Here is a 24,433-nt window from a genome sequence, read left to right on the forward strand (position 1 = left end):
GGGAACCGGGCATTTTAGGTGGCGGCGTGCTTCCCGCGTTCGGCCCGGCTTTTGCCGCAGGAGCTACCCGCCCCAGTGACCCACGAAAGCGCGGGGTGTCTCGCGCGCGACGTATGCTTCGCCCTCCGATACAGAACGCCAGAAAGCGAGCCGCAGCCGATGACCACTCCGATTCCCGCAACCCTCATTCCCGGCGATGGCATCGGCCCCGAGATCGTCGACGCCACGCTGGCCGCGCTCGATGCGCTGAAGGCGCCCTTCACCTGGGACACCCAGATCGCCGGCCTCGGCGGCGTCAAGGCCTCGGGCGATCCGCTGCCGCCGGCCACGCTGGACAGCATCCGCCGCACCCGCCTTGCCCTCAAGGGTCCGCTGGAGACGCCTTCGGGCGGCGGCTACCGCTCGTCGAACGTGCGGCTGCGCGAAGAATTCCAGCTCTACGCCAACCTGCGCCCCGCGCGCACCATCATCCCGGGCGGCCGCTTCGAGAAGATCGACCTGATGATCGTGCGCGAGAACCTCGAGGGCCTCTACATCGGCCACGAGCACTACGTGCGCATCGACGGCGACCCGCACGCCGTGGGCATGGCCACCGGCATCAACACGCGGCAGGGCTGCCGCCGGGTGCTCGAATACGCGTTCGAGACCGCCATCGCCACCGGCCGCAAGAAGGTCACGCTGGTGCACAAGGCCAACATCATGAAGGTGTTGACCGGCCTGTTCCTGGAGACCGGCGAGCAGCTCTATGCGGAAAAGTACAAGGGCAAGTTCGAGCTCGATTCGATCATCGTGGACGCCTGCGCGATGAAGCTGGTGCTCAACCCCTGGCAGTTCGACATGCTGGTGACGACCAACCTGTTCGGCGACATCCTGTCCGATCTCGTGGCCGGCCTCGTCGGCGGACTGGGCATGGCGCCGGGTGCCAACATCGGCACCGATGCGGCGATCTTCGAAGCGGTGCACGGCTCGGCGCCCGACATCGCCGGCAAGGGCATCGCCAATCCCACCGCACTGCTGCTGGCCGCCGCGATGATGCTCGACCACACCAAGATGCCCGAGCTCGCCACGCGCCTGCGCACGGCCATCGACCAGACGCTGAACATCGACAACGTGCGCACCGGCGACCTGGGCGGCACGGCGAATACCGCCGCTTTCACCAAGGCGCTGGTCAGCCGCATCAACGGCGGTTGATCGGCAGAGGGCGCGGCCGTGAGAAAGCTTCTGCTTTTGTCGGCCGTCGTCCTCGCGAGCTGCGCGTCGGTTGCGGCGGACCCGCGCTACACGGTGGTGAAGGTCGACCTTCGCACCGACAAGCTCGCGCTGTTCCTGAACGACGACAAGGGCATCGCGTTCAAGCGTTTCGACCGGCTCGATGCCTGGCTGAAGGCGCAGGGCCGGCAGCTGGTCTTCGCGGTCAATGCCGGCATGTACCACGCGGACTTCTCGCCTGTCGGGCTCTTCGTGCGCGATGGCCGCGAAGAGGCGCCGCTCAACCTCGCGAACGGCACCGGCAACTTCTTCCTGAAGCCGAACGGCGTGTTCCTCGTCACCGACGACGGCCCCCGCGTGATCGAGTCTTCGGAGTACCCGGCGCTCGCGAAGCGCGGCGGCGTGCAGCTGGCCACGCAATCCGGCCCGCTGCTGCTGCGCCATGGCGTGCTGCATCCGGCACTTATTCCGAATTCGGACTCGCGCAAGATCCGCAACGGCGTCTGCGCGTCCGGCTCCACGGCGATCTTCGTGATGAGCGAGACGCCGGTGAATTTCCACGATTTCGCGGTTTACTTCCGCGATGTGCTGCATTGCCGCGATGCCCTGTACCTCGACGGCACTGTCTCGGCGCTGTACTCGAAGGCATTGGGGCGCAGCGACTTCGTGCGCGAGCTGGGGCCGATACTCGGCGTGGTGTCGCCATGAACCTATCGGCGGCCCCTTTTGTTCTCACTTTCGAATCCTGTCGCTGAGCCATGTCCACACCGCTGCCCATCCTGTCCCTCCTCGAAACCCGCGTGCTCGGCGTGCTCGCCGAAAAGCAGCGCACCGTGCCCGACAGCTACCCGCTCACCCTCAACTCGCTGTTGTCGGGCTGCAACCAGAAGACCAGCCGCAACCCAGTGCTCGAACTCACCGAGTCGCAGATCCAGTCCGCCATCGACAGCCTCAAGGGCTACAGCCTCGTCGCGGAAAGCAGCGGCGGCCGCGCCTTCCGCTACGAACACAACATCGACCGCGTGCTGCGCATCCCCTCGCAGTCGGTGATCCTGCTCACCGTGCTGATGCTGCGCGGGCCGCAAACCGCCGGCGAACTGCGCATCGCCTGCGACCGCATGCACAACTTCGCGGACATCTCGTCGGTCGAAGGTTTCTTGGACGAACTCTCGGAGCGGCCGGCCGGTGCGCTGGTGGTGAAGCTGGCGCGCCTGCCCGGTGCCCGCGAAAGCCGATGGGCGCACCTGCTGAGCGGACAGCCGGCGGAAGAGGTGGCGGGGCCGGCTGGCGCGTCGGGCGAGGGGGCGTATGCATCGCACGATGCGTCGCTCGGCGAAGTCGCGGCGCTCAAGGCCAACGTGGCGCGGCTCGAAGCCGAGCTGGCGTCGCTGAAGGCGCTGGTGGGACGGGTGTGTTCGGAACTCGGGATTTCCGAAGCGGGCTGACTCAGGCCAGTTTTGTGTTGCGTCTGAACTGCGCTATCTTGCCCAGCGAATGACACCGAAACTCTCGCTGATGTTGACCGGCGTCGCCGTCCTGGTCGGCGTAGCCATCGTGCTGATCGTGCTCTCCCTGCTTGTCGCCGCGCTGCTTCCGCGGGGGCATCGTGCCGCGGATGCACTCAGGCAGTTCGCTGCGCTTGTGCCATACCTCGCGGTCGGCGCGGGCATGGCCGTGTATGCCTTCGGCTTCTTCGCATTTCTCGTCCTGTTTCCCATCCTGACGATTTTCTTTTCGTGAAATACGACTGCCCGCATTGCAAGAAGCCCGGCATCACCGGTCTCGCCAAACGCTGGTCCAGTCGCGCCGCGCCTGCGAAGTGCGAAGCCTGCGGCGGTCTTTGCCATGTTCTTGCGAGCACCACCAGCGGCATCTGGGCAGCGGGTGTCCTGATCCTCGTGGTGTCGCTGATCGCCGCGCTCGGTTGGCCTTCTTCCTGTTCGTTCCTGATCTTTCCCTGCGGCCTGGTGCTCGCTGTGGCCTGCAACCTGCGGGCGTGGAAGCGCGCGAAGCTGTGGCCGATCTCCAGGGAAAGCGCAGCCCACGCGACGACCGCGAGCTGGTTCATCACGGGCATTGCGGTGCTCCTCGGACTTTCTTCCTGACGCGCGCGGCAGTGTCGCTGCCTACCCCACCGGCTCCGGCCGCACCGGCACATCCAGGCTGACCTTCACCGGGTCCATCGTCACCAGCGTGCGAAAGCGCTTGACGTTGTTGCTCTGGAAGAAAAGCTGCCGGCTCAGCGCCGTGTACTGCGCCATGTCCTGCACGACGAGGACCAGGATGAAGTCCCACTCGCCCGTCACGTAGTAGCACTGCTGCACCTGCGGACAGTCGCGAAAGCTCTGCTTCATCGCGTCGAGCAGGTCGATGCGCTCGCTCTCGGCTTCCACCTCGGCCACGATGGTCAGCAGATGGCCCAGTGCGGCGGGGGCGAGCACCGCGCCGTAGCGCTGGATCACGCCGTCGTCGCGCATGCGCTTGAGGCGCCGGTTCACCGCCGCGGTCGACAGGTGGATGCGCTCGCCGAGTTCGCTTTGCGACATGCGGCTGTTGGCCTGGATCAGTTCCAGCAGGCGGAGGTCGAGGGTGTCCAAGGGAGTCATGCGAAGCAATGGGCGCAAAAACGTTGCGTTGAAGAGCCGAATTTTGCGCGCCCGTATCGCTGCGTTGTCAATAGCATCTCGCCATGAAATTCCCCGACGAACCCCTGCGCGACCAGCTCTCGGGCTGGCGCCGCCAGTTGCACGCGATGCCCGAGACCGGCTTCGAGGAAGCGAAGACCTCGGCCTTCGTTGCCAGCGTGTTGAGGGCGCTGGGCCTGGAGGTGCACGCTGGCATCGGCGGCACCGGGCTCGTTGCGAACCTGAAGGTCGGCAATGGCAAGGGCGTGATCGGCCTGCGCGCCGAGATGGACGCGCTCAACATCACCGAGGTGCCGACCGACCGCGCCTACGCCTCGGTCACGCCGGGAAAAATGCACGCCTGCGGCCACGATGGCCACATGTCGATCGTCCTCGGCGCGGCGCGCCTGCTGCGGGAACGGCAGGATTTCGACGGCACCGTGCGCTTCATCTTCCAGCCGGCCGAGGAGCACGGCCGCGGCGCTAAGGCGATGATGGACGACGGCCTCTTCGCGCGTTTTCCGGTCGATGAGATCTACGGCCTGCACAACATGCCCGGCATGCGTGCGGGCACGATTTCCACGCGCACGGGCGGCCTCATGGCGAGCGAGGACAACTTCGTCATTCATGTGAAGGGCCGCGGCACGCATGCCGCGCGGCCGCACATGGGAATCGACCCCATCGTCATCGGCGCGCAGATCGTGCTCGCGCTGCAGACCATCGTCTCGCGCACGCTCGACCCGGGCGCGCAGGCGGTGGTCTCGTGCACCGAGTTCATCACCGACGGCATCCGCAACGCGATCCCGTCGAACGTGGTCATCAAGGGCGACACGCGCAGCTACCACCCCGAGGTGCAGAAGATGCTGGCCGCGCGCATGCGCGAGATCAGCGAAGGCATCTGCCGCATGCACGGCGCGGGCTGCGACTTCAGCTACACGCACGAGTTCGCGCCCACCGTGAACTGGGCCGAATGCGTGCCCGTCGCGGTGGCGGCGGCCACGGCCGTGGTGGGGGCGGAAAACGTCGACGCCAACGTGGCGCCGATGATGATTTCCGAGGACTTCGGCGCCTTCCTGAAGGTGGTGCCCGGCGCCTTCGTGTTCCTGGGCAACGGTGCCGAGGGCGAGTCCGGCAGCACGCCGCTGCACAACGGCAGCTACGACTTCAACGACGAGGTGCTTGCGACGGGTGCCCGCTACTTTGCGGAAATCGTCCGGCAACGTCTTCCGCGCTGACAACACTTCTTCTTTTCTCCATGCTGGTCATCAACCCCAACGCCATCCGCGGCGCCTACCCCGACGCGCTTCGCAACATCCTGAGCATTGCCGAAGCGAGGCGCACGCGCGGTTGGCTCTCGCGCTGGTCCATGCTCGCACCCGACCCGACGCCGCTCTGGCAGCTGCCCGACATGGCCGAAGAACTGGGCGTGGCGGGCATCTTCGTGAAGGACGAGTCGAAGCGCTCGCCTCTCGGCAGCTTCAAGGCACTGGGCGCGCCGGCCGCGCTGGTTCGGCTTGTCCTGCGGGCTCATCCCGCATGGGACCCGGTAGCGGTGCTGCGCGGCGCGCATGCGGCAGAACTGCAGTCGCTGGTCGTCGTCAGCGCCACCGACGGCAACCACGGCCGTGCGCTCGCTGCGGCGGCGCAAAGCATCGGCGTGCGCTGCGTGATCGTGCTGCACCGGCATGTGAGCGTGGAGCGCGAGGCTGCCATCGCGGCCTTCGGTGCGGAGATCGTGCGCATCGAGGGCAACTACGACGACTCGGTCGCGCATGCGGCCGCGCTCGCGGAGAAGAACGGCTGGCAGGTCGTCTCCGACACCTCCTACGCCGGCTACGAAGACATTCCACGCGATGTGATGCAGGGCTACGGCATCCTCGTCGACGAGGTGATGGAGCAGCAGGAGGGCGCGGCGATGTTCACGCACGTGATCCTGCAGGGTGGCGTCGGCGGGCTGGCGGCGGGCGTGGCGAGCTACCTGTGGGAGCAGTACGGCGAGAAGCGGCCGACCCTCATCGTCGTGGAGCCGCGCCAGGCCGATTGCCTGCTGCAGAGCGCGATCAACGGCCATGCATCGAATGCCACCGGCAGCGTCGACTCGGTGATGGCCGGCCTCGCCTGTGGCGAAACCTCGCCGCTGGCCTGGCGCTTTCTAGAGCCGTCGATCGATGCGTTCCTCACCATCGAAGACGGCGATGCGGTCGAGGCGATGCGCCTGCTGGCGCGGGGCTCGGCGCACGACAGCCCCATCGTGAGCGGCGAATCGGGCGCGGCGGGCCTTGCGGCATTGCGCGTGCTCACGCTGTCGGACGACCTGTGGCGAAAGGTTCGCCTCGATGTGCGCTCGAAGGTGCTGCTGATCAGCACCGAAGGCGCGACCGCACCCTCGGTGTACCGCGATCTCGTCGGGATGGACGCGGACGAAGTCTTGCGCAGGCAGCGCCTCTAGTTCAGACCGCGTTCCAGCCGAAAAACCGCAGCACTTCGTCGCGCTGCTTCATCGCATCGGCCCGCCCGAGCGCCATCAGCTCGCGCGTGTAGCCCGACTCGAACAGCAGGTAGCTCGCGAGCGCGCCGCCCTTCACGTCGGCCGCGACCTTCGAGCCGCCCAGCAGGTGCCGCACCGCGCCGGGCAGGGAATCGACATGGCGCGCCGCGATCACGTCCAGCCGCTCCGAAGGCGAGATCACCAGCAGGTCGAGCGGGCGCAGCGTGCTCGAGGTGCGCGCGGCCTCTGGGATCAGCCCCAGCGTGTGGTTGATGCGGCGCAGCCGCTCGATGTCCACCGCCAGCGCATCGAGAAAAATGCTCGAGAGCGCATGGCCCGCGATCTGTGCCATCGTCGGATAGCCGCTGTGGGTGTTGGGCGCATCGGTCTCGCGCGGCTCGTGCATGCGGCCCGCGCCGATCACCAGGATGCGCTTGGCCCCCAGGTGGATCGCCGCCGCGATGGGCGCCGACTGGCGCATCGAGCCGTCGCCGAAATACTCGGTGTGCCCCTGCATCGGCAGCGCAGTGGCCGGAAACACGAAGGGAATCGCCGAGGACGCGAGCAGGTGGTGGTGCGTGATGCGGTCACGCACCGAGAGGCGCTGCGAGCGCACCCACGGCTCCATCGGCGCCGCGGCCTCGAAGAAGGTGACGTGCTCGCCCGAGCTGTAGCTGGATGCGGTCACGGCCAGCGCCTGCACGTGGCCTTGCTGCATGAGTTGCGGCAGGCGGTCCAGCGGCACCATGCGCTGCAGCAGGTCGGCCAGCGGTGCGTTGTCGAGCAGCGACTTCGGCTTGATGCGCATCCAGTTGGCCGCAAAGCGCCCGAGGCCGAGCAGCATGCGCCAGCGTGCGCCGCTGCCGATCACCGAGAGGGAATCGGCGCGGTACACCTGCTCGGCGCGAAAGCCGCTCCAGACCTCGGCGATGTGCGCCACCACGTGGTCGAAGTTGTCCGCGCCACAGGCCAGCGCCGCCGCGTTGATGGCGCCCGCCGAGGTGCCGGTGATGATGGGAAAGGGATTGCCGGTGCCCGCGGCCGGCCCGGCGGCGCGGCGCATCTGGGCAATGGCTTCGAGCACGCCGACCTGGTAGGCCGCCCGTGCGCCGCCCCCCGTGAGCAGGAGGCCGGTGGCGGGGCTTGTCTCTGTCATCTTGGTTTTCTGGTCTATTGGGAAGCGGGCCGGTGAGGGCTTGGAGAGCGCACTAGACTACCCGCCATTCAGGAGTTTGATCAATGGCCATCACCCAAGACGCGATCATGGGCGCCCTCAAGAGCGTCACCGACCCCAACACCGGCAAGGAATTTGCGGCAGCCCGCTCGCTCAGGAACGTCCAGATCGCGGACGGCGACGTGGCGTTTGACCTGGAACTGGGCTACCCGGCGAAGAGCCAGCACGCGGCGATCCGCAAGGCGCTGGTGGCGGCGGCCAAGACCGTGCCGGGCGTGGAGAACGTGTCGGTCAACATCGTCACCAAGGTCATCAGCCACGCGGTGCAGCGCGGCGTGCAGCTGATGCCCAACGTCAAGAACATCATCGCGGTGGCCTCGGGCAAGGGCGGCGTGGGCAAGAGCACCACGGCGGCCAACCTGGCGCTCGCATTGGCGGCCGAAGGCGCCACGGTGGGTCTGCTCGATGCCGACATCTACGGCCCCAGCCAGCCCATGATGATGGGCATCGAAGGGCGCCCCGAGAGCGACGACGGCAAGACCATGGAGCCCCTGGAGCGCCACGGCGTGCAGGTGATGTCCATCGGCTTCCTGGTCGACCAGGACCAGGCCATGATCTGGCGCGGCCCGATGGCCACGCAGGCGCTCGAGCAACTGCTGCGCCAGACCAACTGGAAAGACCTCGACTACCTGATCGTCGACATGCCGCCCGGCACCGGCGACATCCAGCTCACGCTGAGCCAGCGCGTGCCGATGACCGGCGCGGTGATCGTCACCACGCCGCAGGACATCGCGCTGCTCGACGCCAAGAAGGGCATCAAGATGTTCGAGAAGGTCGGCGTGCCGATCCTGGGCATCGTGGAGAACATGGCGGTGCACATCTGCTCGAACTGCGGCCATGCCGAGCACATCTTCGGCAGCGACGGCGGCAAGAAGATGGCGGCCGAGTACCAGATGGAGTACCTCGGCGCGCTGCCGCTGGACATCAAGATCCGGCTGCAGGCCGACAGCGGTTCGCCCACCGTGGTGGCCGACCCCGAGGGCGAAGTGGCGGGCATCTACAAGGCGGTCGCGCGCCAGGTGGCCGTGGGGATCTCGGAGAAGGCGAAGGATTTCTCGTCGAAGTTCCCGACCATCTCGATCAGCAAGAACACCTGACGATGAACCTGCTCGCTTCGATGCGATATCTGGTCGCGCTGAGCGAGCACAAGCATTTCGGCCGCGCAGCCCAGGCCTGCCACATCACCCAGCCGGCACTGTCGAATGCGCTGCGTGCGCTCGAAACCGAGTTCGGCGTCGTCATCGTCAAGCGCGCCCGTGTCTACGTCGGCCTCACGCACGAAGGCGAGCGTGTGCTGGCCACGGCACAGCGCATGCTGCGCGACAACGAGGTGCTGCTGCAGGAGCTGCGCAGCGACGTGGACAACCCCCACGGCCGCCTGCGCATGGCGGCGGTGCCCACCGCCATCCCGATACTTTCGCGCTTCGCGGCCATGCTGCACCGGCGCCATCCGGGCATCCTGCCGGCCGTGCTCTCCATGAGTTCGCAGGACCTGGAGACCGGGCTGGAAAGCCTCTCGATCGACCTCGCCCTCGGCTACACCGAGCGCATGCACATGCCCGGCATCAAGCTCAGGGCATGGCCGCAGAGCATCGAGCACTACTTCCTGCTGCGGCGCGCCCAGACGCCTTCGGCGGACGAATTGCGTATCGGCGAGCCCATCACCTGGGCCGAGGCCGGCAAGCTCCCGCTGTGCCTGCTCACCACCGACATGCACAACCGGGCCATCACGGACCAGGCGCTGCGCGAGGCCGGCGTGCCGGTGTCGCCGGCCATCGAGACCAACTCGGTGCTCACGCTCACGCTAGCCGTAAGCGCGGGCAACGTCGGCAGCGTGCTGCCGGGCGCGATGGTTGCGGCCGTGCGCAGCCACCGCGAGCTCGAGGCGCTGCCGCTGGTGGCGCCCGAGGTGCGCACGCCCATCGGCTTCATGACGCAGGACGGCGTGCGGTCCTCGCGCGCGCTCGATGCGGCGCTGGCCTTCCTGCAAACGCCGGAATGGGCCGAGCAGGTTCGCCTGCACAGCGGGACGCTCGGCAGCGACTGAGCGCCCGTCCCGAATCCGGGCATTTAATTATTGAATCGGTCCATGCGCCGATCGAATTTGACGGCGTGTAAAACATTCGGACACACTCCGCGGCCCGGATTCAACACAAAAGTTACAGGTCCGGTGAACTAGGAGAAATATGGCAGGCTCAACTGCGGGCGTCCTCGATGGAGAACGCCTGGCTGGAGAAGGGGTGCAGCAGCAACCCGGCTTCCTCGATAAAGAACGCATCATCGCGGGCCCCGGTTTCAACCGTTGGCTGGTTCCCCCGGCCGCACTGGCCATCCACCTTTGCATCGGCATGGCCTATGGCTTCTCGGTGTTCTGGCTGCCTCTGTCGAAGGCACTCGGCACCGCCGGCACTGGTGCCCAAGCTTGCGCGAAGGAGATGAGCTTCTTCGCCGAGCTCTTCGCCACGAACTGCGACTGGCGCGTGGCCACGCTCGGCTGGATGTACACGCTGTTCTTCGTCTTCCTCGGCTGCTCGGCGGCCTTGTGGGGCGGCTGGCTCGAACGCGCGGGTCCGCGCAAGGCGGGCGTGGTGTCGGCCGTGTGCTGGTGCGGCGGCATGCTGCTGTCGGCGCTGGGCATTCACCTGCACCAGTTCTGGCTCATGATCCTCGGCTCGGGCGTGATCGGCGGCATTGGCCTCGGCCTCGGCTACATCTCGCCGGTGAGCACGCTGATCAAGTGGTTCCCCGACCGCCGCGGCATGGCCACCGGCATGGCCATCATGGGCTTCGGCGGCGGCGCGATGATCGGCTCGCCGCTGGCGGTCGACCTGATGAAGCGCTTCTCCACCTCCACCGACGTGGGCGTGATGCAGACCTTCGTCGTCATGGCGCTCGGCTACTTCGTCTTCATGATGGCCGGCGCGCTCGGCTACCGCGTGCCGCCCTCGGGCTGGAAGCCCGAAGGCTGGACGCCGCCTCCGGCCCAAGCCAGCAACACCATGATCACGCAGCGCCATGTGCACGTGAAGAAGGTCTGGGGCATTCCGCAGTTCTGGCTCGTGTGGCTGGTGCTGTGCATGAACGTGAGCGCCGGCATCGGCGTGATCGGCATGGCTTCGCCGATGCTGCAGGAAGTGTTCGGCGGCGCGCTGATCGAACTGCCCAAGAAGTTCGGCGAGCTCGACAAGACCCAGCTCGCCGCCATTGCAGCGGTGGCCGGCGGCTTCACGGCGTTGCTGTCGCTCTTCAACATCGGCGGGCGCTTCGTGTGGGCGAGCCTGTCGGACAAGCTGGGCCGCAAGCTCACCTACACGGTGTTCTTCGTGCTCGGCGCGATCCTGTACGCGAGCATTCCCTCGTCGGCCGGTGCGGGCAGCAAGCTGCTGTTCGTGGGTGCCTGCTGCGTGATCGTGTCGATGTACGGCGGCGGCTTCGCCACCGTGCCGGCCTACCTGGCCGACCTGTTCGGCACGCAGTTCGTGGGTGCCATCCATGGCCGCCTGCTCACCGCGTGGGCCACGGCCGGCATCCTCGGCCCGGTGGTGGTGAACTACATGCGCGAATACCAGCTGGGCCTGGGCCTGCCGCGCGAGCAGGTCTACAACCAGACCATGTACATCCTCGTGGGCATGCTGGTCATCGGTTTCATCGCGAACCTGCTGGTGCGCCCGGTGGCCGACAAGCACTTCATGACCGATGCCGAACTGGCCGTCGAGAAGAAGCTGGCGCACGAAAAGGCTTCGGCGGCCGAAGTGGGCAGCGGCTCGGGCCGCGCCGACACCGTGAGCCCGGCGGTCGTGGTGATGGCCTGGGCCGCAGTGGGTATTCCGCTGGCCTGGGGCGTCTACAAGACGCTGGGCAGCGTGGCGAAGTTCTTCCACTGAGTCGACTACACACGGCTTCTCGATGACGATGCGGCCGGCCGGGTTCACACCCGCCGGCCGCATCGTCGTTTCCGGGCCGACATAGCGCCGGGCGCCGCGGATGGTTTACCCTTCGCGCCAAGATGAAATCCAAAGTCCAGTTCCGCCTGCGCGTCTACAGGGACGACGCCATCGCCATCGGCCCCGGCAAGATCGCGGTGCTCGAGGCCGTGGCCGAGACCGGTTCGATTTCCGCGGCGGCCCGTTTGCTCGGCATGTCGTACCGCCGGGCCTGGATGCTGGTCGACGAGATGAACAAGGCCCTGGTCTCGCCTGCGGTGAACACGGCCGCCGGCGGCTCGCGCGGCGGCGGCACGGCGCTTACGCCGGTGGGCGAGGAAATCGTCAAGCACTACCGTGCCATCGAGAACGCAGCGAAGCTGGCCACCTCCGCGGACATTCTCGCGCTCACGCGGCTGCTGGCGCCGTAGCCTGGGAAGCGCGCTAACGCTTGCGGGGTGCTGCCAACACCGCACTGCGGCGCAGCACTTCGCACGGGACTTTGCGGTCGGGGCAACGCTATGTCGGCCAGTATATGGAGACTAGGCCCCTTGCACACCTGCTGCAAGGGGAAATCTGCCGGTCGTGCAACAATCCCGCCGTATTCAAATGAACACGACGAGCTCACTCATCGCCTCGACCGACTGGTCGCCCCTGGTCCTGTCGCTCAAGGTGGCGGCGGTGGCGACCGTGCTGGCGCTGATTGCGGGCGTGGCGCTGGGTTGGGTGTTCGCGCGCAAGCGCTTCTTCGGCCGCACCGTGCTGGAAGCCGTGTTCATGCTGCCGCTGGTGCTGCCGCCCACGGTGATTGGCTACGCCATCCTTGTCGCGGCCGGCCGCCGCAGCCCGCTGGGCGCGTGGCTGCGCGAGCACCTCGACTACACCATCATCTTCAGCTGGCACGGTGCCGTGGTGGCCTCGGCCGTGGTGGCGCTGCCGTTGGTGCTCAAGTCGGCGAGCGCTGCCTTTTCGAATGTCGACCGCTCGCTCGAAGCCGCGGCCAGCACGCTGCGGCAGTCGCCGTTCTCGGTGTTCCTGCGCGTGACCCTGCCGCTGGCCTGGCCCGGCATCCTGGCCGGCACGCTGCTCGCGTTCGCGCGGGCCATGGGCGAGTTCGGCGCCTCGCTGATGGTGGCGGGCTCGATCCCCAAGCAGACGCAGACGCTCTCGATGGCTATCTATGACGCGGTGCAGTCCGGGCATGAAGATCTCGCGCTGCTTCTCGTCATCGTGACCTCGGTGCTGTCGATCGTCGTGCTCGTGCTGTCGAACCGGTTTTTTTCTCTTCGTTGATCTGCATATTTCCAGGAGTGTCGATGCGCCCGTTCCGCCGCCTGTCCGCCGTTCTTGCCTTGGCCCTGGTGTTTCCGCTGGCCGCCGCCGCGCAGCAGATCACCGTGTCCGCGGCCGCGAGCCTGACCGATGCGTTCAAGGAAATCGGTCCCAGGTTCGAGGCCTCCAAGCCCGGCGCCACGGTGCGCTTCAACTTCGCGGCTTCGGGCGTGCTGCTGCAGCAGATCGGGCAGGGCGCGCCGGTCGATGTGTTCGCGAGCGCCGACCAGGAGACGATGAATCGCGGCGCCGAGCAGAAGCTCATCGACACCGCCACCCGCAAGAACTTCGTGAGCAACAGCCTCGTGCTGATCGAGCCCGCGAAGGACGGGGTGGGCGTGAAGTCGCTGCAGGATCTGACGGGCGCCAGCGTCAAGAAGATCGCCATCGGCAAGACCGCCACCGTGCCGGTCGGCCGATACACGAAGCAGGTGCTGGACAGCGCCAATCTCTGGACCGCGCTCGAACCCAGGTTCGTGCAGGCCGACAGCGTGCGCCAGGTGCTCGACTACGTGAGCCGCGGCGAGGTAGAAGCAGGCTTCGTCTATCGCACCGATGCGGCCGTGGCGGGCGACAAGGTCAGGATCGTGCTCTCGCCCTCGGGCAGCAGCCCCGTGACCTACCCGATCGCCGTGGTGGCCGAGAGCAGGCAGAAGGCGCTGGCCGGCGACTTCCTCGCCTTCCTCTCGACCGACGCCGCGCAGCAAGTGCTGGCCCGCTACGGATTCGGCAAGCCATGATCGATGTCGATCTGAAGCTCACGGTGCAGGACGGGGCGCGACGCTTCGACCTGGCCGCGCGCTTCCAGACCGACGTTCCCTTCGCCGCGCTCTACGGCCCGTCGGGTGCGGGCAAGTCGCTGACGCTGCAGGCCATCGCCGGGCTGCTGCATCCGTCGTCGGGCCATGTGCGGCTGGACGGCCGCACGCTGTACGACGCGGCGCAGCGCATCGATGTGCCTGCGCCGGAGCGGCGCATTGGCTACCTGTTCCAGAACTACGCGCTGTTCCCGCACCTCACGGTGCGCGAGAACGTGTGCTTCGGCCTCACCTCATGGCGCCGCCGCCGGTTGCCGCCGAAGGAGGCGGAGACGGTGCAGGCCCTGCTAGAAGGCTTCGGCCTCGCGGCGCTGGCCGACAGCCGGCCGCAGAAACTTTCCGGCGGCCAGCAGCAGCGTGTGGCGCTCGCGCGCGCGCTGGCCTGCCAGCCTCAGGTGCTGCTGCTCGACGAGCCCTTTGCCGCCCTCAACCCGATGCTGCGCGCCGAGCTGCGCAACGAACTCGCGCAGGTGCGCCGCCAGTGGGGCATTCCGGTGCTGATGATCACGCACGACATCGAGGACGTGCTCGCGCTCGCCGACGTCGCCTTCGTCTACAAGGACGGCCAGGTGGTGCGCGAGATCGACCTGCACACCGCCGAAAGCCGCGACGTCGCGCTGCGCGAAGTGGCGGGCGTGCCGGCTGTCGAAGAGACGCCGTTGCGCAGCAAGTTGCGCAGGCTGCTGAGGCAGGACGCGCAGCGTTGACTTTTATGTATCGCATGTGCGATACACTTTTGCGATGAAGACTGCCACCATCCCTTCCGTGCGTGTCGATCCTGAATTCCGCGCCCAAGTCGAACAGGTCCTCGGCGAGGGCGAGTCCTTGTCCCAATTCGTTGAGGCGGCGGTCCGTGCATGCGTTTCCCAGCGTAAGAGCCAGGCCGAGTTTGTCGCCCGTGGCATGAAATCCCTGGCCAGCGCGCGCCGCAGCGGCGAATACGTCGATGCCGGTGAGGTGATGCAAGGTCTCAGGTCGAAATTGACGGCGGCGAAGCGGCAAAGCGCAGCGCGCCGGTGAGCTACAAGGTCCGGTTCACGCTGCAGGCGGCCCAAGACCTGCAGCGCCTGTACGACTTCGTGCTCGAGCGCGAACTCCAGAGAGGCGGCGACCTGGAATTGGCCTCGCGGGCTCTGGATGCGATCGAGAAGGGCATGGCAGCGCTCACGTTTTCACCGTTCACTTGCCGCAAGGCGGGCAACAGCCCCTTCATTCGCGAACTCGTGATTCCGTTCGGCGCCAGCGGCTATGTCGCGCTGTTCGAGATAGAGGCGAGCGACTCGGTCGTCGTGGCGGCCGTCAGGCACCAGCGGGAAGACGACTACCACTGAAGCCGGCGAGGCAGCGCCCCTTCATTTCCTTTTTGAATCGGCGCATGTCCCGATTCAATTTGACGCTCCTCATGCCCGCGGCGAACACTCGCCCGCATGAGCAGTGAGCAGAAGATCGAGTTTTACAAGGGCCCCGCAGGCGGCTGGGGCGCACTTCGCAGCGTGACGAGTGCGCTGCTGCGACAGGACATTCCCCTCAAGGGCGCGAAGACGCTGCTCTCGGCCAACCAGCCCGACGGCTTCGACTGCCCCGGCTGCGCCTGGCCCGACCGCAACCACGCCTCGACCTTCGAGTTCTGCGAGAACGGCGTCAAGGCCGTGGCCGCCGAAGCCACTGCGCGCCGCGCCGGCCCCGAGCTCTTCGCCAAGCACACCGTAGCCCAGCTGGCCGAACAGAGCGATTTCTGGCTCGAAGACCAGGGCCGCCTCACGCACCCGATGGCCTACGACGCAGCCAGGGACAAGTACGTGCCCATCGGCTGGGACGACGCCTTCGCGCTCATCGCGCGGCACCTCAATGCTTTGCCCGATCCGGATCAGGCCATCTTCTATACCTCGGGCCGCGCGAGCAACGAAGCCGCGTTTCTCTACCAGCTCTTCGTGCGCGAGTACGGCACCAACAATTTCCCCGACTGCTCGAACATGTGCCACGAGCCCAGCGGCAGCGGCATGCGCCCGCAGATCGGCGTGGGCAAGGGCACGGTCACGCTGGAGGATTTCGAGAAGGCCGACGCCATCTTCATCTTCGGCCAGAACCCCGGCACCAACCATCCGCGCATGCTCGGCGAGCTGCGCGCGGCATCGAAGCGCGGCGCGCGCATCGTGAGCTTCAACCCGCTGCGCGAGCGCGGGCTGGAGCGCTTTGCCGATCCGCAGGACAAGCTGGAGATGGCGACCCTGGGTTCCACGCCCATCAGCACGCACTACTTCCAGCTGCGCGTGGGCGGCGACTTCGCGGCCGTAAAGGGGATGATGAAGCACGTCATCGAGCGTGAAGACGCGCTCGTCGCGCGCGGCGAAGCCTCGGTGCTCGACCACGCCTTCATCGCCACGCACACCACCGGCTTCGAGTCGCTGGCCGACGATCTGCGCGCCGAACCGTGGGAGGTGCTGGTGCAGGAGTCGGGCCTCACGCAGGAGCAGATCCGCGCCGCGGCCGAGGTGTACCTCGGTGCGAAGAAGGTCATCGCCTGCTGGGGCATGGGCATCACGCAGCACCAGCACTCGGTGGCGACCATCCAGATGATCGTCAACTGGCTCATGCTGTGCGGTCACATGGGCCGCGAAGGCGCGGGCGCCTGCCCGGTGCGCGGCCACAGCAACGTGCAGGGCGACCGCACCATGGGCATCTGGGAGAAGCCGCCGGTGGCGCTGCTCGACCGGCTGCAGCAGGTGTTCGGCTTCGAGCCGCCGCGCCAGAATGGCCTGGACACGGTCGAGGCGATCCAGGCGATGCTCGACGGCAAGGGCCGCGTGTTCTTCGCGCTCGGCGGCAACTTCGCGGCCGCCACGCCCGACACCTACCAGACCTGGAAGGGCCTGCAGCAGTGCGACCTCACGGTGCACGTCACCACCAAGCTCAACCGCAGCCACATCGTGCACGGGCGCGAGGCGCTGATCCTGCCGTGCCTGGGCCGCACCGAGATCGACATGCAGGCCAGCGGTCCGCAGGGCGTGACGGTGGAAGACTCGATGAGCATGGTGCACATCTCGATGGGCATCAACCCGCCCGCGTCCGACCAATTGCTGTCGGAGCCGGCCATCGTGGCGCGGCTCGCGGCGGCCACCATCGGCGCGCGCAGCAAGACGCCGTGGCTCTGGCTCATCGAAGACTACGCGCGCATCCGCGACAAGATCGAAGCGGTGTTCGACGACTTCAAGGACTTCAACGCCCGCGTTGCAAAGCCGGGCGGCTTTCGCCTGCGCAACACCGCGAGCGAGCGCGTGTGGGCCACCGCCTCGGAGAAGGCCGTGTTCTTCACGCATGCCGTGCCGCGCGACACGCCCTCGCACCGGGCGCGCGCACGCATCCGCGACACGCAGGTCTTCACGCTCTTCACCACACGCTCGCACGACCAGTACAACACCACCATCTACGGCATGGACGACCGCTACCGCGGCGTGTTCGGCCAGCGCCGCGTGGTCTTCATCCACGCCGAGGACATCCGCGCGCTCGGCATGAAGGACGGCGACTGGGTCGACCTGCAGACCGTGTGGAACGACGGACAGGAGCGCCGCGCCGATCGCTTCAAACTGGTGGCCTACGACATCCCGCGCGGCAACATCGCGGCCTACTACCCCGAGACCAATCCGCTGGTGCCGCTGTCGGCGGTGGCCGAGAACGCGGGCACGCCGACCTCCAAGTCCATTCCCGTCGTGCTGGTGCCGCACGAGCTGCCGATCCAGAAGCTGTCGGAGGATGCGGCGGACGGATTGGTGGCCGCATGAGTGCACTGCTCGAGGACAGCCTTTCGGTCGCCATCCTGCGCATGCTCGCGCAGGAGCCGGCAGGCGCGGGCGTCTCGCTGCCGCGGCTGGGCAAGCGCCTGGGCCAGGGCGCGAGCGTGCTCATGCGCCGGCTCACGCTGATGGGCGATGCCGCCATTGGCGGCGTGCGCGGCCCCGGCTGGGTGCGCGTGGAGCAGCACGACGACCGCTGGGTCGCGCACCTCGAAGCCCCCGGCCGCGCGCAGGTTCAAACGCTGCCTCCCGCTGACGAACACGGCGTCTGAGCGGACAATGGCCGGCCGATCCGGAGCCACCATGTCCCAGCCAGACCTCGCCGATTCCGAAGACACCCTGCCATCGCTTTCACGGCACGCCGTGCACGTGTTCGGCGAACGCGGCATGGGGCCCGAAGGCGCATTGCGCGACGACACGCTGGCGGCCGAGGTGCCGGTCGCGCTGGTCTTCAATGGCGTCTCGCACGCGGTGATGATGGCCACGCCGCTCGACCTCGAAGACTTCGCGCTGGGCTTCGCGCTCAGCGAAGGCATCCTCGACAGCGCTGCGGACTGCCGCGGCATCGAGGTGCAGACCATCGATGCCGTTTCGGCGGGCCTGCCCGAAGGCATGCCCGGCATCGAAGTGCGGCTCGACATTTCCACCCGCAGCTTCGAACGCCTGAAGGGCCGCCGCCGCAGCCTCGCGGGCCGCACGGGCTGCGGCGTGTGCGGCGTCGAAAGTTTCGCGGGTCTCGACATCACCCCGCAGCCCGTGCCGCCGCGCGACTGGATCGAACGCATCGACCTCGAAATCGTGCTGCGCGCCTTTGCCGCACTGCCCGCGCGCCAGGTCCTGAATGCCGAAGCCGGCGCGATCCACGCCGCGGGCTGGGCCAGGGTGGATGGCGAACTCACCGACGTGATGGAAGACGTGGGCCGCCACAACGCGCTCGACAAGCTGCTGGGCAAGCTGGCGCGGGCGGGCCGCCTCGAAGAACCGGGCTTCGTGCTGATGTCCAGCCGCGGCAGCCACGAACTCGTGCGCAAGTGCGGGCGCCTGGGCATCGCGGCGATGGCGACGATCTCGGCGCCCACCGCGATGGGCGTGCGGATGGCCGAACTCAGCGGCCTGCGCTTCTGGGGGCTGTGCCGCGCGCCGCGTGGGGTGCTCTATGCGGACGGGTTGTCGCTGCCTTCGAACGCGCGCACCGCATCGGCGACCGCCTCGATGCCCTGATCGCTCAGGTCGGTCGTCGCCACGCTGCGGCGGCGCTCCCAGGCCTTGAAGTGAAGCTCCTGCGACTTCTGGTAATGCGGGTCGTAGTGCAGCGCCATCAGCTCGGCGAAGAGCTTCGGCAGGTTGGCTTCATGCGCCCATTGCTGCCAGCGCGCCACCGTTTCCTTGCCCTGCAATTCCTTGAGCACGCCGAGCTTGTCGGCCAGCGCGTCGCGGTCGTCGCCGAGGTAGGCGTAGTCGCGCAGCAGGTAGGCCAGCCTCGCCTCGGGCGTGGCCGCGACTTCGATGCAGGGCGCGGCACGCATCTGCGCCACCAGCGACAGCGGCAGCGAGAGCCGGCCGATGCGGATGCTTTCGCCCTCGACGTACAGCGGGCGCTTCAGGTCGATGGCTTCGAGCACCGTCGCGATGCGCGTCTCGAAATGCTTTTGCGATGGCTGCGGCACGCCGGGCAGCGAGCCGAGAAGCGAGCCCTTGTGGCTCGCGAAGTCTTCCAGGTCCAGCACCTGCTCGCCGCGCTCGGCCAGCGCATGCAGCACGCGCGTCTTGGCGCTGCCGGTGGCGCCGCAGATCACGCGCAGGTCCAGCTGCGGGGTCAGCGCATCGATCTGCGTGATGACGTGCCGCCTGAAGCTCTTGTAGCCGCCGGCGAGCTGCTGCGCGTCCCAGCCCACCAGCCGCAGCCAAGTGACCATCGAGCCGCTGCGCATGCCGCCGCGCCAGCAGTAGACCAGCGGCTTCCACTTCTCGGGCCGGTCGGCGAGCGTGTCGCGCAGATGCTTCGCGATGTTGGCCGCGACCATCGCACCGCCGATGCGCCGCGCCTCGAAGGCGCCGGTCTGCACATAGACGGTGCCGACGATGCGGCGCTCCTCGTCGTCGAGCACCGGGCAGTTGATGGCACCGGGAATATGGTCGAGCGCGAACTCGGCCGGCGAGCGCGCGTCGATGATCGTGTCGAAGGCGTGGCGGTCGGGCGCCCGCACGGGTTGGCGATGGCTCATGGGGCCGATTGTCGGCGCTCCGGGGGCTGCTCCTTCCCCATCTGGGGGAAGGTTGGGATGGGGGCAGGCGGCGCCCGCGACACGGCAGTTCCTCATCGACGGCCGCTTGCCCCCACCCCGACCCTCCCCCGGGAGGGGAGGGAGAAAGTCAGGGCTCAGGCGTAAGCGGGACCCAGGCCCCGGCGCAGGCGGGCGCTCGCAAAGTCGACAAAGGTCACCAGCACGAACATCGCGATCAGCACCGTCATCGCCTGCTGCTGCTGGAAGATCGACAGGTGAAAGTACAGCAGCTGCCCCAGCCCGCCGCCGCCCACGAAGCCGAGCACCGCGGCCATGCGGATGTTCATCTCCCACCGGTAGAGCGTGTAGGCCACCCACTGCGGCAGCACGATCGGCAGGCTCGCGTAGCTGAAGGCGGCGACCGGGCCGGCGCCCGAAAGCGTGAGCGCATGTTCGGGTTCGCGCGGCGCGTTCTCCAGCGCCTCGGCGAAGAGACGGCCCAGCACGCCGGTAGTGTGCAGCGAGAGGGCCAGCGCGCCCGCGAAGGGCCCGATGCCCGCGGCCAGCACCATCAGCGCGGCCCAGACCAGCTCGGGCACGCTGCGCAGGAAGTTGAGGATGAAGCGCGCGACATGCCGCGGCACCCATCCCGCGCGGCCCGACGCAGGCAGCGCGAGCACCGCGCCCGCGATGGCCGCGAGCACGGTGCCCAACGCCGACACCGCCAGCGTCTGCAACGCACCGCTGCCGACCTTCGCGAGGAAATCCGGCGACACGTCGGGCGGGAAGAACTCGGCGATGAACTTGCCCATCAGCCGCAGCGACTCGGCCGAGCCCAGCGCGCGGTAGTCGATGCCGAGGTAGACGAAGCTCGCGACGACTGCCAGCGCGATCAGCCCCACGGCGAACCAGCAGCGCAGGCACGGAGGCGGACGCGGGGGAAGGTTCATGCGAGCAGCCTCCTGAGCGCATTGCTCAGCATGTCGGCCAGCAGCACCAGCGCGAGGAAGACCAGCAGGATGCTGCTCGCCTCGCCGCCATTGAGCATCTTCATCGACTGGTCCATCAACTGGCCGAGGCCGCCGGCGCCGACGAAGCCCATCACCACCGAGGCGCGCACCGCGCATTCCCAGCGGTACACGGTGTAGGAGGCCAGTTCCTGCGCGGTGTGCGGCAAGAGGCCGTAGCAGAGCGCGGCGACCCGGCCGCTGCCGCTCTCGAGCAGCGCGCGCGCGGGGCGCGTGTCGGTCGATTCGAGGATCTCGGCGTAGACCTTGCCGAGCATGCCGCCGTAAGTGATCGCCAGCGCGAGCACACCGGCCGCGGGGCCGAGGCCGAGCGCGCGCACGAAGAGCAGTGCCCAGACGATTTCGGGAATCGCGCGCAGCACCATCAGCAGCCAGCGCGCGGCCTGCCGCACGATGCCGGCCTGCACGCGGCCCGGCCCCGGACCGATGCGCGAGATGGAGAGGGCGCGCGTGGTCACGAACGCGAGCGGCGCGCCGATCAACAGCGCGAGCGCGGTCCCGGCCGTGGCCATCGCCAGCGTTTCGAGCGTGGCCTTGGCAAGCAGCGCGAGGAAATCGGCCGAGCCTTCGGGCGGAAAGAAGCCCGCGAGAAATCCGCCGATGACCGCGAGATTGCCGCTGCCGAACAGCGCCCACGGCTTGAATTCGGACAGCGCCAGCATCGGCCATGCGATGACGAGCGCGCTGAGCCAGAAGCCCAGCCGCCGCATCGCGTGCGGATCGCGGTGGACGACGGCGGTGGTCATGGGCAGTCCGGGCGCTGGAAGGCCACCTCGGCGGCGACGGGCTGAGGCGCACGCTGCACCGCCACGCCGCCTTCGCTCGCATAGAGCGCATCGAGCATCGCGGGCGTGACTTCGTTGGTCGGCAGGTCGAACATCACCTGCCCGTTGCGCATGCCGACGACGCGCGGAAACCAGCGCAGCGCGAGGTCCACCGCATGCAGCGAGGCGACCAGCGTGGCGCCTGTCGCTTCGCTCTGCGCGACGAGCTGGCCGATGGCGGCGTCGGCCAGTGTCGGGTCGAGCGCGGAGACGGGCTCATCGGCCAGCAGCAGGGCGGGCCGCTGATACAGCACACGCGCAATGCCCACGCGCTGCAGCTGCCCGCCCGAGAGACGGTCGCAGCGGTCGAAGATGCGGTCTTCGAGCGCGAGGCGCGAGAGCACCTCGTGCGCGCCCGCGATGTCCGAGGGATGGAAGAGCGAACCCAGCGCGCGCAGCACCGACCACTCGCCCAGCCGGCCTGCCAGCACCGCGGTGACCACGCGCAGGCGCGGCGCGATCGGCGGCGCCTGGTGCACGGTGCCGATGCGCGCGCGCAGCTTTTTCAGCGCGCCGGCCGGCAATTGCCACGGCTTCGCGCCCAGCGTCTGCACCTCGCCTTCACCGGGGCGCAATGCGGCGCCGAGCACGCGCAGCAGCGTCGTCTTGCCCGCGCCCGAAGGGCCGATGACGGCGATGCGCTCGCCATCGCGCGCGGCCAGCGTCACCCCGGCCAGCGCGCGCTGGCCGTTGGGGTGGACCACGCCGATGGTGTCGAGGGAGAAGCTCACGCTGCGAGACTTCCCTGTGCCGCTCCCTCACCCCAACCCTCTCCCGCAAGCGGGAGAGGGGGCCAACAGCCGGGCCCCGAATTGCTCCCTCTCCCGCTTGCGGGAGAGGGCTGGGGTGAGGGCGACTTCCCCACCTTCGATCTCACTTGATGAGGCCGGCCGACTTGCCAGCCGTCTCGATGCCGTCGTAGTTCGACGACTTGGTCGGAATGAACTTGCTCGCCCGCTGCAGCGCCATGATTTCCTTGTGCGCCGGGTTGGCCGGGTCGAGCTTGAGGAACGCATCCGTCAGCTTCTTCTGCAGCGCCGGGTCCATGCCAGGGCGCACCGTCCAGTTGTAGTCGTAGTAGGTCGGCGTCGTCGCGAGCACGCGCACCTTGGCGGCGTTGGGGTTCTTGGACTCGACCAGCTTGTCCCACACCGACGCATTGAGCACGCCCGCCTCGGCGCGCGAGGCGGCCACGAAGGCCACGGTGGCGTCGTGCGCGCCCGAGAACGCGACCGTCTTGAAGTCTTTCTCGGGGTTGATGCCGGCCTGCAGCAGGAAGTAGCGCGGCATCAGGCTGCCCGAGGTGGACGAGGGCGCGCCGAATGCAAAGGTCTTGCCCTTCAGGTCGGCCAGCGTCCTGGCGGTGCTGTCGATGGGCACGATGAACTTGCTGGTGAACACCTCGTCTTCCGCGCGCTGCACGATCGGCACCGCGCCGCCGTTGGTGCGGATGCGCGCCTGCACGAAGGTGAAGCCGCCCAGCCAGGCCATGTCGATCTTGTTGGTGGCCAGGCCCTCGACCACGGCGGCGTAGTCGGTGACGGGCGTGAATTGCACGTCCATGCCGGTTTCCTTCTTCAGGTAGTCGCCCAGCGGCGTGAACTTGCGCTGCAGCTCGGTGGGCGCCTCGTCGGGAATGGCCGACACGCGCAGCACGCCCTGGGCGAGCGCGCCGAAGCTGGCGATGGAAGCGGCTGCGGAAACGCTGAGCGCCAGCGCGATGCGGGAGAGCTTGTTCATGGGAATAGCCTTTGTCGGGAACGAAAAAAAAGGGTGTCTTCGGAGATACGGGTTCAACACGGGCGGGGCTTCGATAATCGCGGCTTGTTGTCTCACTCGACCGAAGCGCCGCCATGACCGATGCCGTCCCCTCCAGGCTCCTGAATCCGCTGGCGCCGCTGCGGCTGACCAGCTTCTCGCACGGTGGCGGCTGCGGCTGCAAGATCGCGCCCGGGGTGCTGTCGCAGATATTGAAGAACCACGCGGGGGGAATGATCCCGCCCGAACTCATGGTGGGCATCGAGACCGCCGACGACGCGGCAGTCTACAGGCTCAACGACGAGCAGGCGCTGATCGCCACCACCGACTTCTTCATGCCCATCGTGGACGACCCCTACGAGTTCGGGCGCATCGCGGCCACCAACGCCATCAGCGACGTGTACGCGATGGGCGGCCGGCCGATCATGGCGCTGGCGCTTGTGGCCATGCCGATCAACCAGCTGCCGGTGGAAGTGATCGCCGAGATCGTGCGCGGCGGGCAGGATGTGTGTCGCGCGGCGGGCATTCCGATTGCGGGCGGTCACACCATCGACTCGGTCGAACCCATCTATGGCCTCGTCGCGATGGGGCTGGTGCATCCCGACCGAGTGCGCCGCAATGCCGATGCCAAGGCCGGCGACGTGCTGGTGCTGGGCAAGCCGCTCGGCGTGGGCGTGCTGTCGGCCGCGCTCAAGAAGGAGCAGCTGTCGGAGGCGGGCTACCGGCAGTTGATTGACAACACGACGAAGCTCAACACGCCCGGCATCGCGCTCTCGGCGCTCGACGGCGTGCATGCGCTGACCGACGTGACGGGCTTCGGCCTCGCAGGCCACACGCTCGAACTGGCGCGGGGCGCAAAGCTGACCGCGGTGCTCGAATGGTCGAAGGTGCCGCTGCTCGACAACGTGGAGGCCATGGCGGCCGAAGGCTTCGTCACCGGCGCATCGGGCCGCAACTGGGCGGGCTACGGCGCCGACGTGGCGCTGGCCGCGGACCTGCCTGCCACCGCACAGAACCTGCTCAGCGATCCGCAGACGTCCGGTGGCCTGCTAGTGAGCTGCGCGCCCGAGGCCGTCGATGCGGTTCTGGAGATCTTCCGCAAGGAAGGTTTTGCAGAGGCGGCCGTCATCGGCCACGTGGAGGCGGGCGAGCCTGCCTTGCGCGTTCTGCCCTGACCCT

General features: G+C 67.9%; 27 protein-coding genes. 20 read left to right on the plus strand and 7 right to left on the minus strand.

The features are described 5' to 3' along the window. Positions 1 to 159: 159 nt before the first annotated feature. From M2282_RS08875 to M2282_RS08895, 5 genes are read left to right on the plus strand one after another with little or no spacing between them, the layout of a single operon-like run. The gene (locus M2282_RS08875; RefSeq protein WP_280808405.1) at positions 160 to 1,191 is read left to right on the plus strand and encodes an isocitrate/isopropylmalate dehydrogenase family protein; all 1,032 of its coding nucleotides are present in this window, start codon (positions 160 to 162) and stop codon (positions 1,189 to 1,191) included. Positions 1,192 to 1,209: 18 nt separating this feature from the next. Next, on the plus strand, positions 1,210 to 1,917 hold the full coding sequence (locus tag M2282_RS08880) for a phosphodiester glycosidase family protein (RefSeq protein WP_280808406.1): 708 nt from the start codon (positions 1,210 to 1,212) through the stop codon (positions 1,915 to 1,917). A 50-nt stretch (positions 1,918 to 1,967) separates the two neighbouring features. Further along, positions 1,968 to 2,654: a YceH family protein gene (locus M2282_RS08885; RefSeq protein ID WP_280808407.1), complete on the plus strand. Its 687-nt coding sequence runs from the start codon at positions 1,968 to 1,970 to the stop codon at positions 2,652 to 2,654. A 49-nt stretch (positions 2,655 to 2,703) separates the two neighbouring features. Then, complete coding sequence (locus M2282_RS08890) at positions 2,704 to 2,949, plus strand: hypothetical protein (RefSeq protein ID WP_280808408.1); 246 nt, start codon at positions 2,704 to 2,706, stop codon at positions 2,947 to 2,949. Then, on the plus strand, positions 2,946 to 3,314 hold the full coding sequence (locus M2282_RS08895; protein WP_280808409.1) for a hypothetical protein: 369 nt from the start codon (positions 2,946 to 2,948) through the stop codon (positions 3,312 to 3,314). Before M2282_RS08890 ends, M2282_RS08895 begins: the two co-directional genes overlap by 4 nt. 21 nt (positions 3,315 to 3,335) lie before the next feature. On the opposite strand, the gene M2282_RS08900 is transcribed toward M2282_RS08895, so the two are convergent. Further along, on the minus strand, positions 3,336 to 3,815 hold the full coding sequence (locus tag M2282_RS08900) for an Lrp/AsnC family transcriptional regulator (RefSeq protein ID WP_280808410.1): 480 nt from the start codon (positions 3,813 to 3,815) through the stop codon (positions 3,336 to 3,338). Positions 3,816 to 3,898: 83 nt separating this feature from the next. On the opposite strand from M2282_RS08900, the gene M2282_RS08905 reads away from it, so the two are divergent. After that, complete coding sequence (locus M2282_RS08905) at positions 3,899 to 5,068, plus strand: M20 aminoacylase family protein (protein WP_280808411.1); 1,170 nt, start codon at positions 3,899 to 3,901, stop codon at positions 5,066 to 5,068. A 20-nt stretch (positions 5,069 to 5,088) separates the two neighbouring features. Continuing rightward, positions 5,089 to 6,282, plus strand: a complete 1,194-nt coding sequence (locus tag M2282_RS08910) for a diaminopropionate ammonia-lyase (RefSeq protein WP_280808412.1) — start codon at positions 5,089 to 5,091, stop codon at positions 6,280 to 6,282. Position 6,283: 1 nt separating this feature from the next. On the opposite strand, the gene M2282_RS08915 is transcribed toward M2282_RS08910, so the two are convergent. Continuing rightward, on the minus strand, positions 6,284 to 7,477 hold the full coding sequence (locus M2282_RS08915) for a patatin-like phospholipase family protein (protein ID WP_280808413.1): 1,194 nt from the start codon (positions 7,475 to 7,477) through the stop codon (positions 6,284 to 6,286). Between the two features lie 83 nt (positions 7,478 to 7,560). Here M2282_RS08915 and apbC point away from each other — a divergent pair, with 83 nt between their 5' ends. The 12 genes from apbC to fdhD all read left to right on the plus strand — a co-directional run bounded on the left by apbC (position 7,561) and on the right by fdhD (position 18,640). Next, complete coding sequence (gene apbC, locus M2282_RS08920) at positions 7,561 to 8,652, plus strand: iron-sulfur cluster carrier protein ApbC (protein ID WP_280808414.1); 1,092 nt, start codon at positions 7,561 to 7,563, stop codon at positions 8,650 to 8,652. Between the two features lie 2 nt (positions 8,653 to 8,654). Further along, on the plus strand, positions 8,655 to 9,602 hold the full coding sequence (locus M2282_RS08925) for a LysR substrate-binding domain-containing protein (RefSeq protein ID WP_280808415.1): 948 nt from the start codon (positions 8,655 to 8,657) through the stop codon (positions 9,600 to 9,602). Between the two features lie 139 nt (positions 9,603 to 9,741). Then, positions 9,742 to 11,439 (plus strand): OFA family MFS transporter, encoded by a 1,698-nt coding sequence (locus tag M2282_RS08930; protein ID WP_280808416.1) that lies wholly within the window; start codon positions 9,742 to 9,744, stop codon positions 11,437 to 11,439. A gap of 122 nt (positions 11,440 to 11,561) precedes the next feature. Continuing rightward, complete coding sequence (locus M2282_RS08935; protein WP_280808417.1) at positions 11,562 to 11,909, plus strand: winged helix-turn-helix domain-containing protein; 348 nt, start codon at positions 11,562 to 11,564, stop codon at positions 11,907 to 11,909. 178 nt (positions 11,910 to 12,087) lie between these two features. After that, positions 12,088 to 12,771 carry a molybdate ABC transporter permease subunit gene (gene modB / locus M2282_RS08940; RefSeq protein ID WP_280808418.1) on the plus strand — a complete coding sequence of 228 codons (684 nt, stop codon included), beginning with the start codon at positions 12,088 to 12,090 and terminating at the stop codon, positions 12,769 to 12,771. A 23-nt stretch (positions 12,772 to 12,794) separates the two neighbouring features. Next, positions 12,795 to 13,550 carry a molybdate ABC transporter substrate-binding protein gene (modA, locus tag M2282_RS08945; protein WP_280808419.1) on the plus strand — a complete coding sequence of 252 codons (756 nt, stop codon included), beginning with the start codon at positions 12,795 to 12,797 and terminating at the stop codon, positions 13,548 to 13,550. Beyond that, a complete protein-coding gene (locus M2282_RS08950; protein WP_280808420.1) occupies positions 13,547 to 14,335 on the plus strand; it encodes an ABC transporter ATP-binding protein in 789 nt (262 codons plus the stop codon). The genes modA and M2282_RS08950 overlap by 4 nt, the downstream gene beginning before the upstream one ends. A gap of 34 nt (positions 14,336 to 14,369) precedes the next feature. Further along, positions 14,370 to 14,648 carry a YlcI/YnfO family protein gene (locus M2282_RS08955; protein ID WP_280808421.1) on the plus strand — a complete coding sequence of 93 codons (279 nt, stop codon included), beginning with the start codon at positions 14,370 to 14,372 and terminating at the stop codon, positions 14,646 to 14,648. After that, complete coding sequence (locus M2282_RS08960) at positions 14,645 to 14,959, plus strand: type II toxin-antitoxin system RelE/ParE family toxin (protein ID WP_280808422.1); 315 nt, start codon at positions 14,645 to 14,647, stop codon at positions 14,957 to 14,959. Before M2282_RS08955 ends, M2282_RS08960 begins: the two co-directional genes overlap by 4 nt. Before the next feature lie 96 nt (positions 14,960 to 15,055). Continuing rightward, complete coding sequence (locus tag M2282_RS08965) at positions 15,056 to 17,407, plus strand: FdhF/YdeP family oxidoreductase (RefSeq protein WP_280808423.1); 2,352 nt, start codon at positions 15,056 to 15,058, stop codon at positions 17,405 to 17,407. Further along, positions 17,404 to 17,691 (plus strand): hypothetical protein, encoded by a 288-nt coding sequence (locus tag M2282_RS08970; protein WP_280808424.1) that lies wholly within the window; start codon positions 17,404 to 17,406, stop codon positions 17,689 to 17,691. The genes M2282_RS08965 and M2282_RS08970 overlap by 4 nt, the downstream gene beginning before the upstream one ends. 31 nt (positions 17,692 to 17,722) lie before the next feature. Beyond that, complete coding sequence (gene fdhD / locus M2282_RS08975) at positions 17,723 to 18,640, plus strand: formate dehydrogenase accessory sulfurtransferase FdhD (protein WP_280808425.1); 918 nt, start codon at positions 17,723 to 17,725, stop codon at positions 18,638 to 18,640. Here the strand turns inward: fdhD and mnmH are convergent. From mnmH to M2282_RS09000, 5 genes are all read right to left on the minus strand, one after another. Beyond that, entirely contained in the window at positions 18,574 to 19,644 is a 1,071-nt protein-coding gene (gene mnmH / locus M2282_RS08980) for a tRNA 2-selenouridine(34) synthase MnmH (RefSeq protein ID WP_280808426.1), read from the minus strand. The genes fdhD and mnmH overlap by 67 nt on opposite strands. A 155-nt stretch (positions 19,645 to 19,799) precedes the next feature. Continuing rightward, a complete protein-coding gene (gene phnE, locus M2282_RS08985; RefSeq protein WP_280808427.1) occupies positions 19,800 to 20,594 on the minus strand; it encodes a phosphonate ABC transporter, permease protein PhnE in 795 nt (264 codons plus the stop codon). Beyond that, positions 20,591 to 21,418 (minus strand): PhnE/PtxC family ABC transporter permease, encoded by an 828-nt coding sequence (locus M2282_RS08990; RefSeq protein WP_280808428.1) that lies wholly within the window; start codon positions 21,416 to 21,418, stop codon positions 20,591 to 20,593. Before M2282_RS08990 ends, phnE begins: the two co-directional genes overlap by 4 nt. Continuing rightward, complete coding sequence (locus M2282_RS08995) at positions 21,415 to 22,227, minus strand: phosphonate ABC transporter ATP-binding protein (RefSeq protein ID WP_280808429.1); 813 nt, start codon at positions 22,225 to 22,227, stop codon at positions 21,415 to 21,417. Before M2282_RS08995 ends, M2282_RS08990 begins: the two co-directional genes overlap by 4 nt. A 142-nt stretch (positions 22,228 to 22,369) precedes the next feature. Beyond that, positions 22,370 to 23,236, minus strand: coding sequence for a putative selenate ABC transporter substrate-binding protein (locus M2282_RS09000; RefSeq protein ID WP_280808430.1), 867 nt, complete (start codon positions 23,234 to 23,236; stop codon positions 22,370 to 22,372). A 113-nt stretch (positions 23,237 to 23,349) separates the two neighbouring features. Here M2282_RS09000 and selD point away from each other — a divergent pair, with 113 nt between their 5' ends. After that, the gene (gene selD / locus M2282_RS09005; protein ID WP_280808431.1) at positions 23,350 to 24,429 is read left to right on the plus strand and encodes a selenide, water dikinase SelD; all 1,080 of its coding nucleotides are present in this window, start codon (positions 23,350 to 23,352) and stop codon (positions 24,427 to 24,429) included. Positions 24,430 to 24,433 lie beyond the last annotated feature (4 nt).

Origin of the sequence: Variovorax boronicumulans (assembly GCF_029892485.1) — a bacterium.
In the GTDB taxonomy this organism is placed as follows: domain Bacteria; phylum Pseudomonadota; class Gammaproteobacteria; order Burkholderiales; family Burkholderiaceae_C; genus Variovorax; species Variovorax boronicumulans_B.

What these genes read in the sequence shown, in the direction of transcription:
- apbC (WP_280808414.1), top strand. Translation starts at nt 7,561, where the DNA reads ATGGCCATCACCCAAGACGCGATCATGGGCGCCCTCAAGAGCGTCACC.
- M2282_RS08970 (WP_280808424.1), top strand. Translation starts at nt 17,404, where the DNA reads ATGAGTGCACTGCTCGAGGACAGCCTTTCGGTCGCCATCCTGCGCATG.
- M2282_RS08990 (WP_280808428.1), bottom strand. Translation starts at nt 21,418, where the DNA reads ATGACCACCGCCGTCGTCCACCGCGATCCGCACGCGATGCGGCGGCTG.
- M2282_RS08875 (WP_280808405.1), top strand. Translation starts at nt 160, where the DNA reads ATGACCACTCCGATTCCCGCAACCCTCATTCCCGGCGATGGCATCGGC.
- phnE (WP_280808427.1), bottom strand. Translation starts at nt 20,594, where the DNA reads ATGAACCTTCCCCCGCGTCCGCCTCCGTGCCTGCGCTGCTGGTTCGCC.
- selD (WP_280808431.1), top strand. Translation starts at nt 23,350, where the DNA reads ATGACCGATGCCGTCCCCTCCAGGCTCCTGAATCCGCTGGCGCCGCTG.
- M2282_RS08890 (WP_280808408.1), top strand. Translation starts at nt 2,704, where the DNA reads ATGACACCGAAACTCTCGCTGATGTTGACCGGCGTCGCCGTCCTGGTC.
- M2282_RS08910 (WP_280808412.1), top strand. Translation starts at nt 5,089, where the DNA reads ATGCTGGTCATCAACCCCAACGCCATCCGCGGCGCCTACCCCGACGCG.
- M2282_RS08885 (WP_280808407.1), top strand. Translation starts at nt 1,968, where the DNA reads ATGTCCACACCGCTGCCCATCCTGTCCCTCCTCGAAACCCGCGTGCTC.
- fdhD (WP_280808425.1), top strand. Translation starts at nt 17,723, where the DNA reads ATGTCCCAGCCAGACCTCGCCGATTCCGAAGACACCCTGCCATCGCTT.
- M2282_RS08925 (WP_280808415.1), top strand. Translation starts at nt 8,655, where the DNA reads ATGAACCTGCTCGCTTCGATGCGATATCTGGTCGCGCTGAGCGAGCAC.
- M2282_RS09000 (WP_280808430.1), bottom strand. Translation starts at nt 23,236, where the DNA reads ATGAACAAGCTCTCCCGCATCGCGCTGGCGCTCAGCGTTTCCGCAGCC.
- M2282_RS08965 (WP_280808423.1), top strand. Translation starts at nt 15,056, where the DNA reads ATGAGCAGTGAGCAGAAGATCGAGTTTTACAAGGGCCCCGCAGGCGGC.
- M2282_RS08915 (WP_280808413.1), bottom strand. Translation starts at nt 7,477, where the DNA reads ATGACAGAGACAAGCCCCGCCACCGGCCTCCTGCTCACGGGGGGCGGC.
- modB (WP_280808418.1), top strand. Translation starts at nt 12,088, where the DNA reads ATGAACACGACGAGCTCACTCATCGCCTCGACCGACTGGTCGCCCCTG.
- M2282_RS08935 (WP_280808417.1), top strand. Translation starts at nt 11,562, where the DNA reads ATGAAATCCAAAGTCCAGTTCCGCCTGCGCGTCTACAGGGACGACGCC.
- M2282_RS08905 (WP_280808411.1), top strand. Translation starts at nt 3,899, where the DNA reads ATGAAATTCCCCGACGAACCCCTGCGCGACCAGCTCTCGGGCTGGCGC.
- M2282_RS08955 (WP_280808421.1), top strand. Translation starts at nt 14,370, where the DNA reads ATGAAGACTGCCACCATCCCTTCCGTGCGTGTCGATCCTGAATTCCGC.
- M2282_RS08930 (WP_280808416.1), top strand. Translation starts at nt 9,742, where the DNA reads ATGGCAGGCTCAACTGCGGGCGTCCTCGATGGAGAACGCCTGGCTGGA.
- mnmH (WP_280808426.1), bottom strand. Translation starts at nt 19,644, where the DNA reads ATGAGCCATCGCCAACCCGTGCGGGCGCCCGACCGCCACGCCTTCGAC.
- M2282_RS08900 (WP_280808410.1), bottom strand. Translation starts at nt 3,815, where the DNA reads ATGACTCCCTTGGACACCCTCGACCTCCGCCTGCTGGAACTGATCCAG.
- modA (WP_280808419.1), top strand. Translation starts at nt 12,795, where the DNA reads ATGCGCCCGTTCCGCCGCCTGTCCGCCGTTCTTGCCTTGGCCCTGGTG.
- M2282_RS08950 (WP_280808420.1), top strand. Translation starts at nt 13,547, where the DNA reads ATGATCGATGTCGATCTGAAGCTCACGGTGCAGGACGGGGCGCGACGC.